Origin of the sequence: Streptomyces vietnamensis (assembly GCF_000830005.1) — a bacterium.
Classification (GTDB): Bacteria; Actinomycetota; Actinomycetes; order Streptomycetales; family Streptomycetaceae; genus Streptomyces; species Streptomyces vietnamensis.
Genome location: NZ_CP010407.1, coordinates 4,419,982 through 4,437,571, shown reverse-complemented (window position 1 = coordinate 4,437,571; position 17,590 = coordinate 4,419,982). Strand labels below are relative to the sequence as shown.

Below are 17,590 nucleotides of genomic sequence, written 5' to 3'. Positions count from 1 at the left end.
GGGCACCGCTACTTCTTCTTGGCGTTCTTCTCGGCGCGCTCGCGGGCCTTGTCGATGACGCGGTCGACCTTGGCCTCCAGGTCGGCCTGGTAGACGGTCTCGCCGGCGATGCCGCGCTTGCACATGCGGGCGACGTACCAGGCGACCTGCGTCTTCTCTCCGGCGGTCAGCTTCGGGGTGTCGGCCATGGCTACTTCTCCTCGCTCTGCTGCGGGTTGGTGGTCTGGGCGGCCTCGGTGGTGGCGGCGGCCTGCGCGAGGCGGGCCCACACGGCGGCCTCCTCGACGGCGGCGGCGGTGGGGTGGCCGCCGTAGATGGCGTTGCGGAGCAGCTTCTCCGCCTTCTCGCGGTACTCCTGGCTGGTCACGGGGTCCCTCCCGGGGCCGGGGCTGTCCCGACTCCCCGCCCACCCCCGGCCCGGTTGGCCGAGGGGTGGACGGGCAGGCGTCAGCGGCGGCGCTTGCGGGTCTTGGTCAGGGTCTTGGCGGCGGCCTTGCCGTCCGGGCCGCCGATCGACCGCACGACGGTCACGACGCCCCAGGACAGGACGGCGGCGAGGAACGCGAGCAGGGCCAGGTTCGCGGCGATCGCGGTGAGCGCGCCGACGAGCAGGGGGCCGAAGTAGACCCCGGCGGCGACCGTGCCGGCGCCGATGCCGGAGCCGAGCGCGATGCGCTGGACGGTGCGGTCCGGCGGCGCCTGGTGGATGTGCTGGTGGACCACCTGCGGCACGGCGGCGGGCTGGATCGGGGTGGGGAGGTGGTCGGCGTAGGTGTAGGTGCCGTCCGGGAGCCGGACGACGGGGGTGGGCTCGGGGAGGTGGTTCACGGAGGTCACGTCCTCTCGTGGCCGCTCAGGCGGCGGTGGTGTCGGGGTAGGCGCAGGGGGTGCACATGCCGAGCGAGGGCGGGATCCGGTACCCGGCGTCCCGCCCGCACTGCGGGCAGATGCGCCGGGCCGCGTTCGCCCGCTCCAGAGCCGCCCAGCGGGCCGGGGTCATCGGCCGGACCGGCAGGGCGAGGTCGACCCGGTAGAGGAAGGCGATGAGCGGTTCGCGCCGGCGGCGGCGGCGTTCGAGCTGGGCCACGACCGGCTGACCGCCGGGCCGCAGCCCGATCGCGCGGAGCTGCCGGACGGTGGCGAGGCCCTCGGGCGCGAGGCGCCAGCGGTAGACGGGGAGCGTGCTCATGAGGCGGTCGTGGTGACGCGTCGCCAGGCGGCCCGCAGCCGGGTCTCGCTCGCACTGTGACCGGCCGCCCGGAACCGCAGCGACAGTTCACGGTAGGACAGTGGCGGCGTCTCGCTGCTGTGGAGCTCGGTGACGATCCGGTCGAGCTCGGCATCGTCCAGGGCGGGCGCGTCGAGGGCGGGGACGGGTTCGAAGGGGGCCCAGACGGGGAGCTCCCAGCGGGGCTGTGACGTGGGTGTGACGCGGTCCGTCACGCAGGTCAGGGCCCGTGCGGTGCCCTCGCCCTGCCGGGCCGTCTCCAGCGTCGCCCACGCTCCGGAGAGCCGTTCGGCGGTTTTGGCCTGGACCCGTGCGACGCGTGACCCGGTCTCCGTCACGGCCGTCAGCCGGGTCTCCTCCGTGCCTGCCTGCGCCCGCAGTCGGGCACGGGCCACGGCCGCCTCGTCCCGTGCCTCCTGCTGGATGCCGCGGATCGCGTCCAGCGCGACCGGGGTGAGCGCGGTCCGCTCCCACATGCCGTGCACGAGCCACAACGCCTTGGCCGCAAGCGGGAGCCAGGAGATGGCGAGCCAGGCGCCGGTGGACTCCTCGCCGAGGGCGTGGGCGACCAGGACGCCGGTCGCGGCGAGCCCGAAGGCCCACCCGACGATGGTGACGGGGGTGGAGTGGTCGCCCTGGGCGGCGAGGCGCCGCTCATAGGCGAGGGTGGCCAGCCAGCCGCCGTCGAGGCCGAGCCCGACCACCAGGGCGATCTGCCAGGGCATCGAGCCGCCGAGCCACATCACCACCACGGCCAGCGTGAGGACCATGGACACCACCGTCATGGCGACGGCCGGAGCGACGGTCACGAGCTGCTTCCTCATCCCTCCTCCTCCGTCCGGTCGGAGCGGAAGGGCATGTAGGTGACCGGGTATTCAGCCGTCCAGCGGCGGATGTAGGCCGCGTCGTCGTGCAGGTCCGGGTGGCTGCGGTGACGCAGCAGGGACTGCAGAGCAATGCGGACGTCCATCGTGCGACGGTCCAGCAGCTGGTAGTGCTTGCGCTCGTCGGTGTCCTCGACCGACGGCAGCGGGATGTCCAGGGCCTCGACGATCGCGGACAGCAGGTCCACGACATCGGCCGGGAGCATGTCGCGTCCGCTCACGCCGCATTCTGCGGGGGTCATCGCTCCTCACCCGCCTCGGCGAACTCCTCGCAGCGGTCGGCGCGGAGCAGGAGCCGGTCGACGCCGATCACGCCGAACCCGGCGATAGCGGCGACGAGCACCCCGTCCTTGATGCTGGTGACGGCGCACCAGATCTCGACAGCGATGCACAGGAGACCGAGGGCCCAGAAGGCGAGGGGGTTCACGCGGCACCGCCCGCCTGCGCCAGGCCGGCGCGGTTGGTCAGGTTCCGGCGCTCCGCCATGACCCGGTTGCGGGCCCGGCGGATCCGCCGCTCGTCCAGCTCCGTGGCCGGGCGGTCGAGGGTCATGATCTGCGCGTCGAGCAGGTCGACCTTCGCCAGGATCAGCGGCATCTCCTGCTCGATCGCGTCCAGCTCCGCATCCGACGGCTCACCGTCGAACGGGGTGGCCGTAACAACGGCCTGAAGTGCAGCGATGGACTTCATTGGGTGTGTTCCTCTCAGACAGGAACGGCCCGAACCGACCCCCCGGTGCTCGAACACCGGGGGGTCTCGCCGTTAGAACCAGGAATCTCCGGCTCCCCTCGGCCCCTCCCGTACGGCACCCGAGAGGGCCGGACAGGCGGGGGAGGCAACCGGCCGCAGCAATCGCCGCGACTGAGCGCAGGTGTTTCAGGTGGTGCAGGTGTCTCGCCTTCAGGAACACGAGCTCCCGTTTAGGCATGCGAGACGGCGACCTTTCGGTCTCGCCCTCCGGGGTGACCAGGGACCCGGGACCCTCGGCCCGCTCTGTCCCGGGCCCCTTGACCTCAACTGGCCCGGAGATAGGGCACGTTGAGGTCCCGCGCTCACCGACCGGCTAACCGGCCCGGCGGGCACGTCCCTAAGGTTCCCTAGGGTTCCCTGTGGTGTCAAGCAGTAAGCTAGGGAACCTCAGGGAAGTCGCGAGAGGGAGCGAGAGACATGGCAGGTCAGGCCGATAATCGGGCGCCCTACGCAAGGATTGCCGCCCACTACGCCGAGCTGATCGCGTCCGGTCAGCTCCAGCCGGGCACTCTCCTGCCGAGCATCAAGAACCTCTCGGAGGAGTGGAAGGTAAGCACTGCTACGGCTGAGAAGGCTCTGCGGAAGCTACGCAACGAAGGACTCGTCCGAGGCATCCATGGCATCGGCACGGAGGTCCTCGACCAGCCCGCCCCCATGTCCTCCGGATCCCAACGGCAGGACCGGGGGCGCCGCACCGGGTCCAGCTGGGGGGATGGCGAGAGGTCTGATTCACATCAGGCATCTGTGGTGCCGGCGCCTGCTGATGTGGCGCAAGCGCTGGACATCCAGCCGGGCACCGAAGTGGTCCGCCGGAGCCGCGTGTATCGGGACCGGCACGGCATCGTCGCCCACAGCACGTCATGGATTCCCGCTCGGTACGGCCGGATGATTCCTCAGCTTGCGACGAGTGAGCGGCTGACGGGGGGAACCTCCCTTCAGCTCATCGCCCAGGCGACAGGCCACCCGATCAGCCACCGAATCGACACCGCGTCCGCCTCCCCGCTGACAGCGGAGTACGCGCGCCTGCTGGAACTGGATCCCGAAAACCCGCCTGCGGAGCCAGTGGTCGTCATGACCGCGAAGTTCATCGATAGCGAGGGCAACATCGTGGAGTACGGCGTAGACCTTGGAGGGCCCGGCCGGACGTGGCGAACAGAATCGGAGGTCTCGTCGTGAGCGGCATGGACGACACCATGACGAACGTGCCGCCAAAGCCGCCGGTCTGTGTCCTCATGGCCGGCCTGCCTGGCTCTGGGAAGACCACACTCTCGCGCACTCTTACCGCGCGCGGGTTCGTGCGACTTTGCCCAGATGAGGAGATGTTCCGCAGGCACGGCGTGTACGGGGTGGACTTCCCACGAGGCGTCTTCCCTGTTCTTGAACAGCCGGTGCTCGCGGATGTGGCGATCGAGCTCAGGAACCACCTCAAGGCTGGACACAGCGTCGTCGTCGACCACGGGTTCTGGACTCCGGAGGACCGTGCGAAGTGGCGAGCGATCGCTACGGATGCCGGAGCGGCCCCTGTGCTTGTCTACCTTGCGGCAAGCCATGCGGAGCTGTGGGAGCGGATCAGTAGGCGAAACGCATTTCACGCTAACGACCCCAACTCGATCTACTTCTCCGAGAGTGACCTTCAGCGATACCGCACCCGCTTCGTCCCTCCTCAAGCAGATGAACCACATGTGCGGTACGACGGTGATCCCGCGAACGTCACCAGGGCCCTAGATGCCAGGATTCCCCCCACCTGACCGACAGGAACTGAGACGGGCGAGGCCCCGCTTTATTGGGGCCAGCGCGCGGCGCGGCGCCGTTCAGGTTCCGCCGACTGTGTGGGTATGGCGGTCCGGCAGTCGCGGGGTGGTCTCTTCATAGCCGCGTGCTGGGGGTCGGTGCGTGCAATCATGCTGTTTTACAAGCGTGTTACTCGATGCGGAGGGGTGGCATGGCAGCGCTGCGGTGGGTGCTGGCGGTGGTGGCCTCAGTGGTGGCGTTTTTCGCCGTCGCGGTGCCATGGGCTGTGTTGTCTCCGGGTGGGAACGACCCTTGGGATGTGATCGGCCCGGTCGCGGGGGTGGTCGCGGCCGGCGTGCTGGCCGCTCTTGGCTGGTGGGCCTCCCAGGCGTCTGCGCCCGGCGGGGGTGGACCGGTGCGCCGGGTGCGGCAGTCGGCGCGTACGAAGGGCAAGGTCAAGCAGACCGCTGGCAGCCACGGCTCGTCGGCACGGTCGGGGCGTCGTCCGCTGCGGGAGAGCATCCGGCAGAAGGCGCGCGGCGGGGGCGACGTGGACCAGGTCGCTGGCGACCGGTCCTGACCAACCAGAACGCAGGGGGATCCAGTGGGGCTGGGGCGGAAGCAGACGCAGCAGCGTGCCCGCGCGGGCAGGGACGTCACGCAGATCACGACCGACGTGCATGTTCAGGTGCCGCCTCCGCGGGCGCCGGAGGTCTCCTGGCCGGTCTGGGTGGGCAACGTTCCTAGGCTCGCGGCGGCATTCCAACCACGCGCAGTGGCCTGGTCGTCCCTTCACCGGTCCCGCAGCGAGCAGGGTGAGGGTAAACCGGTGCTGTCGCAGGTCCTGGCAGGGGACGGTGGGGTCGGCAAGAGCCAGCTCGCCGCCGCACTGGCGCGGGAACTGCGCGATGAGGACCGAGGGCAGGACAGCGGGCTTGACCTGCTCTTGTGGGTCAGCGCCACGGAGCCCGACCAGATCATCACTGCCTACGCCGAGGCTGCCGAGCAGCTGCGGCTTGCTGGCAGCGCAGACGATGCCACCGCCGCACGGGCGTTCCTGGCCTGGCTATCGGCCACCAACCGGCGGTGGCTAGTGGTGCTCGACGACATCACCGACCCAGTGGCCGTCGATGCGTGGTGGCCGGACGGCAACCCCCGCAACGGCCGTGTCCTGGCCACAACCAGACGCAGGGACGCCCTGCTGAGTGGCCAGGGCCGCCGCCTGATCCACCTTGATCTCTACACTCCCACAGAGGCGACGGCCTACCTGCACCGCCGTCTGTCCGACGCCGGGCATCCCCAGCTCTTCGAGGACGGTCCCGCAGGTGAATTGTCCCAGGCTCTGGGTCTGTTGCCGCTCGCTCTCGGCCACGCCGCCGCCTACATGATTAACAAGCGGTGCGACGTCGGCACGTACCTCACCGGCTTCCAGGCAACGGACAGCAAACTCGCCGACCTTCTCCCACCGGAGGCAGACACCGAAGGCTACGGCCGGCCCGTCACCACGGCGCTTCTGCTCTCCCTAGACGCCGTCCAAGCCTCCGACACCACTCAACTGGCCCAGACGCTGCTCCAGCTCATCGCTTTGGTGGACCCACTCGGACACCCTGCAGCTCTGTGGACCACGCCACCGGCGCAAAACTACCTACGCACATCGCGACCGTCCCGCCGTCGTTGGCTGCGCAGACGGCAACTGGCCGTCACCGAAGAGGAAATCCACTCCGCGCTGGACTGCCTGCGCACCTACGCGCTCGTTGCACAGGACAGCGTCCAGGCACCGATCCGTATGCACGCCCTGACAGCACGGGCCGTGCGCGAGACAATCAAGCACCAGGCGCTCCCCCCGATCGCCCGTACCGCGGGCGATGCGATTCTCAGCCTGTGGCCCGACATCGACCACCAGGACCGAGACCTCTCCGCGACCCTGCGTGTGAACACCATGCTGCTGGATCAGCACACATACCCATTGCTGTGGCAGCCCACCACGCACACATGCGTGTACCGAGTCAGCCGCAGTCTGACCGCAGTAGGCCTGTACGAGCAAGCCGTCGAATACGACCAAAGCGTTGTTCAGCGCAGCACCGACCACCACGGTCCGGACCACCCCGACACCCTTGGCACCCGCAGCAACCTGGCCAACTCCTACACCAATGCCGGACGCATCCAGGAAGCCCTGGAACTACGCGAGCGAGTACTGGCCGACCGCGAACGCCTCCTCGGCCCAGACCACCCCGACACCCTTGGCACCCGCAGCAACCTGGCCAACTCCTACACCGATGTCGGACGCATCCAGGAAGCCCTGGAACTGCACGAGCGAGTCCTGGCCGACCGCGAACGCCTCCTCGGCCCGGACCACCCCGACACCCTTGGCACCCGCAGCAACCTGGCCAACTCCTACACCGATGTCGGACGCATCCAGGAAGCCCTGGAACTACGCGAGCGAGTACTGGCCGACTTCGAAGGCTCACTCGGCCCGGACCACCCCGACACCCTCACGGCCCGCAGCAACCTGGCCAACTCCTACACCGAGGCCGGGCGCAACCAGGAAGCCCTGGAACTGCACGAGCGAGTCCTGGCCGACCGCGAACGCCTCCTCGGCCCGGACCACCCCGACACCCTTGGCACCCGCAGCAACCTGGCCAACTCCTACACCGATGTCGGACGCATCCAGGAAGCCCTGGAACTACGCGAGCGAGTACTGGCCGACTTCGAAGGCTCACTCGGCCCGGACCACCCCGACACCCTCACGGCCCGCAGCAACCTGGCCAACTCCTACACCGAGGCCGGGCGCAACCAGGAAGCCCTGGAACTGCACGAGCGAGTCCTGGGCGACCGCGAACGCCTCCTCGGCCCGGACCACCCCGACACCCTCACGGCCCGCAGCAACCTGGCCGTCTCCTACACCGAGGCCGGACGCATCCAGGAAGCCCTGCAGCTGGATGAACGGGTACTGGCCGACCGCGAACGCCTCCTCGGCCCGGACCACCCCGACACCCTCACGGCCCGCAGCAACCTGGCCGTCTCCTACACCGATGTCGGGCGCATCCAGGAAGCCCTGCAGCTGGAAGAACGGGTACTGGCCGACCGCGAACGCCTCCTCGGCCCGGACCACCCCGACACCCTCACGGCCCGCAGCAACCTGGCCGTCTCCTACACCGAGGCCGGACGCATCCAGGAAGCCCTGCAGCTGGAAGAACGGGTACTGGCCGACCGCGAACGCCTCCTCGGCCCGGACCACCCCGACACCCTCACGGCCCGCAGCAACCTGGCCAGCTCCTACACCGATGTCGGGCGCATCCAGGAAGCCCTGCAGCTGAAAAAACGGGTACTGGCCGACCGCGAACGCCTCCTCGGCCCGGACCACCCCGACACCCTTGGCGCCCGCAGCAACCTGGCCAACTCCTACACCAAGTCCGGGCGCAACCAGGAAGCCCTGGAACTACGCGAGCGAGTACTGGCCGACCGCGAACGCCTCCTCGGCCCGGACCACCCCGACACCCTTAGCGCCCGCAACAACCTGGCCAACTCCTACACCAAGTCCGGGCGCAACCAGGAAGCCCTGGAACTACGCGAGCGAGTACTGGCCGACCGCGAACGCCTCCTCGGCCCGGACCACCCCGACACCCTTAGCGCCCGCAGCAACCTGGCCGTCTCCTACATCAAGTCCGGGCGCAACCAGGAAGCCCTGGAACTACGCGAGCGAGTACTGGCCGACCGCGAACGCCTCCTCGGCCCAGACCACCCCGACACCCTTAGCGCCCGCAACAACCTGGCCGTCTCCTACACCGATGTCGGACGCATCCAGGAAGCCCTGGAACTATGCGAGCGAGTACTGGCCGACCGCGAACGCCTCCTCGGCCCAGACCACCCTCACACCCATGCCACTCGCGAGATCACCACCATCATCCGCGGTTTGGTCGAAGCCTTGCAGGAACCGAGTACAGCAACCGTGACGGCCGTTCCCGCCTCCGAGACCCTCGCAGAAGACCACGAGAAGCCACAGTGACCGTCTACGACCGATCCACACGGTTTACGGAACGGAAGGTCCTACGTCCCGCCAAGCGTTGTCCTGGTCTTTGTCCAGTACGCCGTAGGACGCGGCCGTTCACCTGCATCCACGATGCATACCTGAACGGCCGCGCGAACACCTGCGAATGTCCGCGAACGGTGGAGCGGACAGTTGGAAAGCGTGTTGGGGGCAACCCCTCACGAGTTCGAATCTCGTATCCTCCGCCAGTGCCTCACCGGGCACGTTGTCGAAGGGCCCCACCGTTCGCGGTGGGGCCCTTCGACGTTCTCCGGCCCAGCGGCGGATCCCGCTTGGTCACGGACGCGGGACGACCCTGCACGAGCGGCGCGGACCGGCTCGCCGGCCGGCACGCACGTCGTACAGGGCCGTCGGTGGTCACACGGAGCAGGGGCGGTACTCGAGGCTCAGCTCGCGGTCGACGGCGTAGCTGGTCCGCATCGACGCGTCGATGACCTGCTGCCAGGAGCCGTACTTGGCGTACAGCTGGTCCGCGGTGGGGCCCAGGGGGTTGCCGTACTTGGCGATGTTCCGCTCCTCCAGGATCCGGACCTCCTCGGGGGTCATGCCGGCGCGGGTGATCTCCTTGGCCTGGTTGCGCATGTCGACGAGCTCCCGGGCGATCTCCTCGTCCGTGGCGCCCGCCTCCCGCATGTCGCGCTCGGTGCGGTGCATGTCCTCCAGGAGCCCGTGGTACTGCATCCGGGTCCGCTGGGCCTCGACCTTCTCGTCCATCGGCAGGACGCGGATCCGGCACACGACCGGGTCGGCGCTGGGACAGGGGTCGTCGGCGGAGACGGGAGGGGCGAGGGGGGCGGTGATGACGGAGCCGCAGGCCTCCGCCGCACCGGCCACGGACGAACCGGCGGTACCGAGGAGGGCGACGGCGGCGACGAACGGGACGAGGGCCCGGGCACGGCTCAGGAAGGAAGAGGAAGGACGCATGCGCGCATCCTTGGGGAGCCCGCCGCGCCCCTTCACGCAGGCGCACCGGTGATCACCGGTGATCACTCCTACGGGGACGGTGATGCGACCACCACGCCCCATCGTTCATTTCATCCCGAGATGCACCTTCTGGGTGCAGCGCCTTTACTGGGCCGTACCTGTTGCCGAGCGCCGTACGGCGAGCTCCTGGAGGCTGGACGTGGCCACGTTGACCGTGTGGAAATTCGATGCGCCCGAGGGGGCCGCAGCCGTGGAGGACACCCTGCTCCAGCTGCAGAAGCAGGAACTGATCAAGGTCCTCGACGCGGCGACGGTCAGCTGGCCGGCGGACGCGGGCAAGCCGAAGACGAAGCAACTGCACGACCTCACCGGCGCGGGCGCGCTCTCCGGCACCTTCTGGGGCATGCTCTTCGGCCTCCTCTTCTTCATGCCCCTGCTCGGCGCGGCGGTCGGGGCGGCGGCGGGTGCGCTGGGCGGGAAGATGGCGGACGTCGGCATCGACGACGACTTCATCGACTCGGTCAAGTCGAAGGTGACGCCCGGGACTTCGGCGCTGTTCCTGCTCTCGCAGGACGCCGTGGTCGAACGCATCCGGGAGGCCTTTCCGGGCGGCCACACGGAGCTGATCCACTCCAACCTGGACAGCGAGAAGGAGACGAAGCTGCGCGAGGTGTTCGCGGGCTGAGGGGGTGAGGGATGGGGGGGCGGGGGGATGGGTGCCGGGCAATCGCGGCGCGTGCGCGCCAACAGTGCTGCGCCCAGGTGCAGTTGACCCGACCCACGCACCACCCCGCTGACTACGGAGGCGTCCGGCTCACCCCGAGCCGGACGCCTCCGCCGATGACGGCCATCGCCCAATTCACACCCGACAAAGCGACCGGGCCCGCCGCGGCACCTCGCCAACACCCTGGGCGTCAACGGCTTCTACCCGGCCGAGGAACTCAACTCGCCTTCCGATAGCGCGCACCGACTGAGACGACGGCTGTGACCTGCAGCGATGTCGCGCAGGGATGAGCGGTGGACTGGAAGGGCCCATTCACTGGATCGAAGGGTGATTCGAGGAAGGGACGTTCCTTCTCGATCTCATCTGTAGTGATGCCGATACTTTCTGTGATGACCAGTCGGCACATTCACTTCAACCAGGGGATATCGATGAGGAAGTTGGCGGCAGCTGTGGTGGCTGCGGGGTTGTTCGTTGGAGGCATGGGGGTAGCGGCGGCCGACTCGTGGCACGAAGTAGCGACCCTCAAGACGAAGGGGGCGCAGTTCACGGACGCAAGGTACAAGTGGGAGCCGGTAGAGGTGCAGCAGGGCGCCTTCCACGTCAAGGGCCGGCTGCGCGACCTCGACGTGAACGACGGCCACAACGTGTATCTGCTGGTGAAGGTGCACGGTTACGGGTGGAATCGCTTCGATGGTACGCAGAAGAAGTCCGTCTTCATCGACAAGCTCGTCCACGACGGTGCGACTCGATACACGAGCACGGCCGACGTACGCGTATGCGTGAACCGCGGCTCCCTTCACCCTGACAACTGCTCGCCGACGAAGCACTTCAAGCGCCCGTAGGGAAGCCAACCTCGCGGGAGGTGCTCACCAGCGCCTCCCGCCCCCATAGGAGTGCGCAGCACGATGGACGTCATCCTCCGCGCCGAGGGCGTGGATCTCTTCTACGGCACCCAGCAGGCGGTAACCGGTGCCGATTTCTCGCTCAAGCGCGGCGAAGTGGCCGCCATCATGGGCAGCAGCGGATCAGGCAAGTCGTCCCTGCTGTACTGCCTCGCCGGGGTTCTGCCGCCTTCCAACGGCACGGTGACCTTCGACAGCAAGCAGCTCTCGTCCCTCCCCGACGGGGAGCTCAGTGCGCTGCGTCGTACGCGCCTGGGGTTCGTCTTCCAGTACGGGGAACTGCTGCCGGAACTGACCGTCGAGGAGAACGCAGCGCTCCCTCTCCGGCTCGCCGGGATCAGTAAGTCCCACGCCCATGCGATGGCCGGCCAGGTGCTCGGGCGGCTGGGGATGGGCGATCTGTTGCGGCGCAGGACGTCGAAGTTGTCGGGTGGCCAGAGTCAGCGTGTGGCAGTTGCGCGGGCTCTGGTCCACCGGCCGGACGTGGTGTTCGCCGATGAGCCGACCGGGGCGCTCGACAGCGCCAACGCGGCTGCCGTACTGGATGAATTCCTTCAGCTTGCCCGGAGGCAGAAGACCGCCGTCGTCATCGTCACTCACGATGCCGATGTCGCCGCGAAGGCCGATACCCAGTACACGATGTCGGACGGTGTGCTGGCCCAGCGGGTGGCTGTGTGAACGCGTTCGTCCTTGGCATGCGCTTGCTATTGCGCAGCGGGCGCAGGGCCCGGGTCCGGTTCCTCCTGATGGCCTTCGGGTCCGCACTCGGCGTTGCCTGCCTGGCCGCCTCACTCACCATTCCGACGATCATCGCTGCCAGCGATGCTCGGGTGACGATCCGATCGGTACAGTCCGCCAAGAACAGCAACGCCGTCTACCAAGAATTCCTGGACCCCTACGGCTCACAACCGTTGCGACGGATCTTCATTGCTCGCACAGGCCCTGGGCCTCTGCCGGTTCCCCCGGGAATCAAGGAACTCCCTCGTGCAGGCGAGGCAATCGTTTCGCCGAAGCTGGGCGAGATCTTGGCTGCCAACCCGCACGCTGCGGGACTCGTACCCGGCCGTGTGACCGGCACGATTGCCCCGCCGGGGCTCGCAGGTCCCGACGAGCTTTACGCCTACATCGGCACCAGCCCGGATGAGCTAACCGGGGCGGCGGCGCTCGGTCACTTCGGCACCGAGTACATGCAGCACGAGCTCATCGAGCCATCCACCCTGGACATCCTGCGGTTCACTCTCGGCTGCATCGTGCTGCTCCCTCTCGTCATCTTCCTCTCTGTCTGCGCGCGGCTCTCCGGAGAGTCTCGTGCGCGCCGGCTCGCCGCGCTTCGGCTCGTCGGCCTCAGTGCGAAGGACACGTTGCGGGTCAATGCCGGAGAGATCGTGGTCGCCGCCTTCGTCGGGGCATTGGTTGGACTCATCGGTTATCTCGGGTGCAACGAAGTCATGGCCCGGGTCGGATTGCCAGGACTGCACTGGTACCCAGCCGATGGGCGGCCCGAGGGGGTAACCATCGCCGTTTGTCTACTGGGGTGTCCGGCTCTCGCGTGGGCCGTAGGCCAGATCAGTGCGCGGCGGGCTACCCAGTCTCCCATCAGCGTCCGCCGCACTGGCGAAGGGAAACCTCCCAAGAAGTACGGGACGTTCTTACTGGTCCCCGGGCTCGGGATTATCGGCGGATACTGCCTGCTCAGTGCGTTGGGTCGGGATCCGTCAGGTGACTCTGGCAGCGCTGCACTGGTTCCTGGCGCAGTACTGTTGACCGGGGCGGGGCTTGTATTCGGGCTGGCTCCGATCACATCGTGGCTGTCCAAGCGCCTTGCATCAACGTCGAAATCGCTGCCTCTGTCGTTGGCCATGCGACGCACGGAAGTCGACCCTGGTGGCGCACTTCGGGTCGTGACCGGTCTTGTGCTGCTGGTATTCGGTGCCTCGCTCACGCAAGGGGTACTCATCGAACTGGATCAGGTCAGTCGCCGGACGGCCCCAATTCAGGAGTACAGCCTTCCGGTGTCGCAGCTGAGTACACAGCAGCGCACACAATTGACCGCTTTGAGTGGAGTGCAGGCCCATGGTCTGATCGCCCCTTCATGGATCCCTACCGTGGAGGAGGACCTGCCCAGGGTCCAGGGCGTCATTGCTACGTGCGCTCAATTGGCGGCCTTCACCAAGACAACACACGGATGCGTCGACAACAAGGTGCTGCGGATCAAGGATCCGACCTTCTTATTTGACGAGGACGCCCGCCCCGGCGCCAGCTTCCCGTTCCTACTCAACAGTGGGCGGAAACTGGTTGTCCCTGTACCTCAGGATGTCGTCACCGTTCAAGCCTACGAGCCCTCGGAGTTTGTCGGGCCAAGCCTGCTCATTCCTCCCTCACTGCTCCCCCAAGGCACTCAGCTCGCAGACTCGCGCTTCGTTCTAGTCAGCGCCTCCGACCCCGGCACCGTCCGTGCCGTTCTCGACGGGATCGGGGCCATCGCGCCCACCGCATCCGTCGAGCCCGTGGGGATCGTCATCGACTCGCTAGCTCAGTTGACCGTGATTCGGAGTCTGCTGGTGGTCGGGATGGTGCTCGGGCTCGTGATCGGGGTGGCCGCGTTCGTCGTGTCTGTGGCCGATCGGGCCATGGAGCGGCGGGGGCAGGTGACGGCGTTGGCCTTGTTGGGGGCTCGGGCGGGGACCTTGCGGGTGGTGCAGGTGGTGCAGGTGGTGTTGCCGTTGGTGGTGGGGTTGGGGGCGGCGATCGTCACCGGGTGGCTCGCCGAGTCCAGTTATCTGATCACCGGGGGTGGTGCGGTGCACTGGGACTGGGAGGGGTTGCCCTTGCTGTTCGCCTGTGCGCTGGGGGTCGTGCTCGCCGCCGCGGTCGCCTCCGTTCCCATGGTGCGGCGGCACATCGATCCCGAGCACATTCGGCGGGACTGATCGTTCGGGGTCCTGTCCTTCAGGTGTCCGTTCGCTTACCCGGAGGTCATTCGGGACTCGCCGCTCGCCACGCACAGGGAGCTCGTCTCCTGGTGGAAGGGCGAGGACGGCAGTGGGCCACGAGCACGCCGACGTGCTCGTGGCCCACTGCCGTGCCGGAGGCGAGCAGTTCCTCATGCCGTCAGTTCGTGGGTCGTGCGGCTCTCGATGCGGGTCCTCAGGGTCAGCGTCGTCGCCGCTGATGCCGTGCCCGCCACCAGCGCCGTCCACCACAGGGTCGCCGGGCCCAGCGTCGTGTACGTCGTCACTCCCAGGGTGAGGGCGCCGAAGCGGGCCACTCCCCACGTCCAGCTGAAGGCGCCCTGGTAGCGGCCGCGGGCGTGGGCCGGGGCCAGGTTGGCGAAGAGGCCTGCCGCGATGCCCGCCACCACCACCTCGCCGAGTGACCAGACCACGACCGACAGCGTGTAGCCGGCGATGCTGTCAGCGAGACCGGTCAGCGCGACTCCCAGCGCTATCAGTGCGCTGCCCGTGCTCTGTACCGCCAGTTGCGGGAACCGGGACAGCCACGCCGTCGCGAACGGCTGCAGCGCGACCACCATGACCGCGTTGATCGCCGCCATCGCCCCGTACACCGCCGGCGAGAGGCCGCTGTCGCGGACGGCCAGCGGGAGCGCGACCTCGGTCAGCGAGTAGACGAAAAGCTGGACGCCGAAGAGGGGGAGCAGGAGCATCGCCAGGCGGTCTCGAGCCACCACCCCGTAGCCGATGCCGTCCTGAGAGCGCTCCGCCGGGGCCGACCGCTTCGGTTCCGGGAGGCGGACCGCCACCACCAGCGCGTACAGCAGCATCGAGCCCGCGTCCACCGCGAACAGGAGCCAGTAGCCCTGGGCCGCCAGATAGCCGCCCAGGACGCCCGACACCGCCGTGCCGATGTTCACGCCCCAGCCGAAGAGGGCGTACGCGCGCCGGCGCCGTTCGCTGTCGACGGCGTCCGCCAGCATCGCGTACGCCGCCGGGGAGACCGTGCTGCCGGCCGCGCTGATCAGCAGCGCCGCCGCCGCCATCGTCCACACCCCCGGCGCCAGGAACAGCGCCCCCTGCGCCGCCGCCGCGCCGATCAGGCCGATCAGCATCGTGGGGCGGCGGCCGATGCGGTCCGCGAGGATGCCGCCCACGGCCGGGCCGATCAGGTTGCCCGCGCCGAGCGCGCCGAGGACGTACGTCGTGTCCCCGCCCGTCACTCCCCGCGAGGCGAGGAAGAAGACCAGGAACGGCGTGACCAGGTAGCCGAGGCGGTTGACGATCGTTCCCGCGAAGATCGTCCAGACGACGGACGGGAGGCTGCGGAACGCTGAGGTGGACGTGCGTGTCGAAGGCATGGGGGGAGTTTGGTTTTCCGCAGTCCTGACCCTCCAATGATTAAGGTCAGAGCGAATCCATTCGCCTACTCCAGGACGTGGCACGCATGGAAGCCGGGCTCAGTTTCTCCGCCGCCGACCTCGCCCAGACCCGTTTCGCCGTCTCCCCCATGTGGGAGGTCGTCACCAGCTACCGCATCGTCGCCCACCGGCCCGACTCCGCCCCCCACGGGCGCTGGGCCGCCCAGGTCCGGCCCCGGATCGTCCGCGCCGGGCTCGATCGCGGCTGGCTCGCCGCCCTCATCCCCGGCAGCGGCTACCTCGCCGACTTCCTCAACCCCACCCCCGCCGGGCCCTTCCCCACCCTCGACGCCGAGCTCGACGCCATCCGCCGCGCCCCCGCCGAGGACGTGATCGACGACCTCGACACCTTGGAGGGGAAGAGGGTCGACCCGGCTCGGCTCCGGTCTCTGCGCGAGGATCCCCCGGCCGTCCTCCCCAAGGTCGCCGACGAGATCGAGACGTACTGGGAGCTCGCCCTCGCCCCCTACTGGGCCCGCATCCAGAAGGTCCTGGAGGCCGACGTCTTCCACCGGGCGCGGCAGGTCGCCGAGCACGGTTCGGCGCGGGTCCTGAGCGAACTCCACGAGACCGTACGGTGGGACGACGGCACCCTGCGGCTCGTACGGCGGCACTGCTCCCTCACCCGCGACCAGGCCGGATCCGGGCTGCTGCTCATCCCCTCCGTCTTCGCCTGGCCCCAGGTCCTCACCCGGTCCGTTCATCCTGATCCTCCTCAACTCGCCTATCCCGCACGAGGGTTCGGCGGAGTTTGGGAGCCTCGCACCACCGCCGCCACCGATGCCGTCGCCGCCGTCCTCGGTCGCTCCCGCACCCTGCTCCTCACCGAGCTCGACACCCCCGCCTCCACCACCCAGCTCGCCGCGCACTGCGGCATGTCCGCCGCCGGCGTCTCCCAGCACCTCATCGCCCTCCGGAACGCCGGCCTCGTCACCGCCCACCGCAGCGGCCGCTCCGTCCTCTACGCCCGTACCGCCGTCGCCGATCAGCTCCTTCATCCGTGAGGTTCGTGAGGTTCGTGAGGGAGGATGGGGTGGTGATCTTCCCTTCCGGGTCTTTCAGCTCTTCCGGCTCTTCCGGGTCTGCCGGGCCTGCCGGGCCTTCCGGGGCTTCTTGGACCGAGCGTGTTCTCGTACGTGACGGGGTACGGCTCTCCTGCCGCGACTGGGGCGGTTCCGGGCCCGACGCCCTCCTCCTCCACGGGCTCGCCGGGCATTCCGGCGAGTGGGACGGCCTCGCCCGGCTGCTCCGGGACGCCGGCCACCGGGTCGTCGCCCTCGACCAGCGCGGGCACGGTGCCGGCGAGCGGCATCCGGCGGACGTCTCGCGTGCCGCGTACGTCGCCGACGTCGTCGCCGTCGTCGAGGAACTCGGGCTCGTACGGCCCCTGTTGGTCGGGCAGTCGCTCGGCGGGCACACCGCCCTCCTCACCGCCGCCGCCCACCCCGGTCTGCCGCGCGCCCTCGTCCTCGTCGAGGCCGGGCCCGGCGGTGCCGAGCCCGGTCTTCCGGAGCAGATCGGGGGCTGGCTGCGGGCCTGGCCGGTGCCGTTCCCTTCGCGGGAGGCCGCCGTCTCGTACCTGGGGAACGGGAAGCGGGCCGTGGGAGAGGGGTGGGCCGATGGGCTCGAGGAGCGTGACGGTGGGCTTTGGCCCCGTTTCGAACCCGACGTCATGGAGCGGTCCCTCGACGAGCTCACCCGGCGGGACTTCTGGGCGGAGTGGGCCGCCGTCGACTGCCCCGCCCTCGTCGTCCTCGGCGAGGAGGGGATCATCAGCGGTGACGAGTACGCGGAGATGGCGCGGATCCAGCCCCGGCTCCACGGCGTGAGCCTGCCCGGCGTCGGGCACGATGTGCATCTGGAGCGGCCCGAGGTGCTCGGCGGGCTGATCCTCGAACTCCCGCACTGACCCCTTGCCGCCGGCCGACCCCCACATGGCGGGCGTGAACTGTTCCCTGCCCACCACCCGGAGCAGCGCGAGGCGCTCCCCCGCCTCCGTGCCCGGCGGCGGGGTGCAGAGGACGAGG

The 17,590-nt window shown here is 69.0% G+C and carries 20 protein-coding genes; 10 read left to right on the top strand and 10 right to left on the bottom strand.

All coding sequences use genetic code 11. The features are described 5' to 3' along the window. Positions 1 to 8: 8 nt before the first annotated feature. The 8 genes from SVTN_RS19865 to SVTN_RS19835 all read right to left on the bottom strand — a co-directional run bounded on the left by SVTN_RS19865 (position 9) and on the right by SVTN_RS19835 (position 2,802). Positions 9 to 188, bottom strand: a complete 180-nt coding sequence (locus SVTN_RS19865) for a DUF6257 family protein (protein ID WP_041130317.1) — start codon at positions 186 to 188, stop codon at positions 9 to 11. A 2-nt stretch (positions 189 to 190) separates the two neighbouring features. Next, positions 191 to 367 carry a hypothetical protein gene (locus SVTN_RS44315; protein WP_159026478.1) on the bottom strand — a complete coding sequence of 59 codons (177 nt, stop codon included), beginning with the start codon at positions 365 to 367 and terminating at the stop codon, positions 191 to 193. Positions 368 to 447: 80 nt separating this feature from the next. After that, positions 448 to 828, bottom strand: a complete 381-nt coding sequence (locus SVTN_RS19860; RefSeq protein WP_041134069.1) for a DUF6251 family protein — start codon at positions 826 to 828, stop codon at positions 448 to 450. Between the two features lie 25 nt (positions 829 to 853). Next, the gene (locus SVTN_RS19855) at positions 854 to 1,189 is read right to left on the bottom strand and encodes an RRQRL motif-containing zinc-binding protein (RefSeq protein ID WP_041130316.1); all 336 of its coding nucleotides are present in this window, start codon (positions 1,187 to 1,189) and stop codon (positions 854 to 856) included. Further along, positions 1,186 to 2,052 (bottom strand): hypothetical protein, encoded by an 867-nt coding sequence (locus SVTN_RS19850; RefSeq protein ID WP_041130315.1) that lies wholly within the window; start codon positions 2,050 to 2,052, stop codon positions 1,186 to 1,188. Before SVTN_RS19850 ends, SVTN_RS19855 begins: the two co-directional genes overlap by 4 nt. Then, positions 2,049 to 2,354: a hypothetical protein gene (locus SVTN_RS19845; protein ID WP_159026477.1), complete on the bottom strand. Its 306-nt coding sequence runs from the start codon at positions 2,352 to 2,354 to the stop codon at positions 2,049 to 2,051. The genes SVTN_RS19850 and SVTN_RS19845 overlap by 4 nt, the downstream gene beginning before the upstream one ends. After that, complete coding sequence (locus SVTN_RS19840) at positions 2,351 to 2,539, bottom strand: hypothetical protein (protein ID WP_041130313.1); 189 nt, start codon at positions 2,537 to 2,539, stop codon at positions 2,351 to 2,353. The genes SVTN_RS19845 and SVTN_RS19840 overlap by 4 nt, the downstream gene beginning before the upstream one ends. Continuing rightward, a complete protein-coding gene (locus SVTN_RS19835; RefSeq protein WP_041130312.1) occupies positions 2,536 to 2,802 on the bottom strand; it encodes a DUF6284 family protein in 267 nt (88 codons plus the stop codon). The genes SVTN_RS19840 and SVTN_RS19835 overlap by 4 nt, the downstream gene beginning before the upstream one ends. Before the next feature lie 477 nt (positions 2,803 to 3,279). Here SVTN_RS19835 and SVTN_RS19830 point away from each other — a divergent pair, with 477 nt between their 5' ends. The 4 genes from SVTN_RS19830 to SVTN_RS41050 all read left to right on the top strand — a co-directional run bounded on the left by SVTN_RS19830 (position 3,280) and on the right by SVTN_RS41050 (position 8,599). Further along, positions 3,280 to 4,038, top strand: a complete 759-nt coding sequence (locus SVTN_RS19830) for a GntR family transcriptional regulator (RefSeq protein WP_041130311.1) — start codon at positions 3,280 to 3,282, stop codon at positions 4,036 to 4,038. 5 nt (positions 4,039 to 4,043) lie between these two features. Continuing rightward, positions 4,044 to 4,610, top strand: coding sequence for a P-loop nucleotide/nucleoside kinase family protein (locus SVTN_RS19825; RefSeq protein WP_245727596.1), 567 nt, complete (start codon positions 4,044 to 4,046; stop codon positions 4,608 to 4,610). Positions 4,611 to 4,804: 194 nt separating this feature from the next. Continuing rightward, positions 4,805 to 5,173: a hypothetical protein gene (locus SVTN_RS19820; RefSeq protein ID WP_041130310.1), complete on the top strand. Its 369-nt coding sequence runs from the start codon at positions 4,805 to 4,807 to the stop codon at positions 5,171 to 5,173. A 249-nt stretch (positions 5,174 to 5,422) separates the two neighbouring features. Further along, a complete protein-coding gene (locus tag SVTN_RS41050) occupies positions 5,423 to 8,599 on the top strand; it encodes a tetratricopeptide repeat protein (RefSeq protein ID WP_159026476.1) in 3,177 nt (1,058 codons plus the stop codon). 399 nt (positions 8,600 to 8,998) lie between these two features. On the opposite strand, the gene SVTN_RS19810 is transcribed toward SVTN_RS41050, so the two are convergent. Continuing rightward, positions 8,999 to 9,565 carry a hypothetical protein gene (locus SVTN_RS19810; protein ID WP_041130309.1) on the bottom strand — a complete coding sequence of 189 codons (567 nt, stop codon included), beginning with the start codon at positions 9,563 to 9,565 and terminating at the stop codon, positions 8,999 to 9,001. Positions 9,566 to 9,764: 199 nt separating this feature from the next. Between SVTN_RS19810 and SVTN_RS19805 the strand changes: the two genes are divergently transcribed. The 4 genes from SVTN_RS19805 (at position 9,765) to SVTN_RS19790 (ending at position 14,121) form a co-directional block, all read left to right on the top strand. Further along, entirely contained in the window at positions 9,765 to 10,250 is a 486-nt protein-coding gene (locus SVTN_RS19805; protein WP_041130308.1) for a DUF1269 domain-containing protein, read from the top strand. Positions 10,251 to 10,582: 332 nt separating this feature from the next. Further along, positions 10,583 to 11,131, top strand: a complete 549-nt coding sequence (locus tag SVTN_RS19800) for a hypothetical protein (RefSeq protein WP_245727595.1) — start codon at positions 10,583 to 10,585, stop codon at positions 11,129 to 11,131. Between the two features lie 63 nt (positions 11,132 to 11,194). After that, a complete protein-coding gene (locus SVTN_RS19795) occupies positions 11,195 to 11,869 on the top strand; it encodes an ABC transporter ATP-binding protein (protein ID WP_041134065.1) in 675 nt (224 codons plus the stop codon). Then, entirely contained in the window at positions 11,866 to 14,121 is a 2,256-nt protein-coding gene (locus tag SVTN_RS19790) for an FtsX-like permease family protein (protein ID WP_099055211.1), read from the top strand. The genes SVTN_RS19795 and SVTN_RS19790 overlap by 4 nt, the downstream gene beginning before the upstream one ends. Positions 14,122 to 14,294: 173 nt before the next feature. On the opposite strand, the gene SVTN_RS19785 is transcribed toward SVTN_RS19790, so the two are convergent. After that, positions 14,295 to 15,503, bottom strand: coding sequence for an MFS transporter (locus tag SVTN_RS19785; protein WP_041130307.1), 1,209 nt, complete (start codon positions 15,501 to 15,503; stop codon positions 14,295 to 14,297). Between the two features lie 86 nt (positions 15,504 to 15,589). On the opposite strand from SVTN_RS19785, the gene SVTN_RS19780 reads away from it, so the two are divergent. Then, positions 15,590 to 16,567 carry an ArsR/SmtB family transcription factor gene (locus SVTN_RS19780; protein WP_041130306.1) on the top strand — a complete coding sequence of 326 codons (978 nt, stop codon included), beginning with the start codon at positions 15,590 to 15,592 and terminating at the stop codon, positions 16,565 to 16,567. A 32-nt stretch (positions 16,568 to 16,599) separates the two neighbouring features. Beyond that, the gene (locus SVTN_RS19775) at positions 16,600 to 17,472 is read left to right on the top strand and encodes an alpha/beta fold hydrolase (RefSeq protein ID WP_245727594.1); all 873 of its coding nucleotides are present in this window, start codon (positions 16,600 to 16,602) and stop codon (positions 17,470 to 17,472) included. The last annotated feature ends 118 nt before the right edge of the window (positions 17,473 to 17,590 follow it).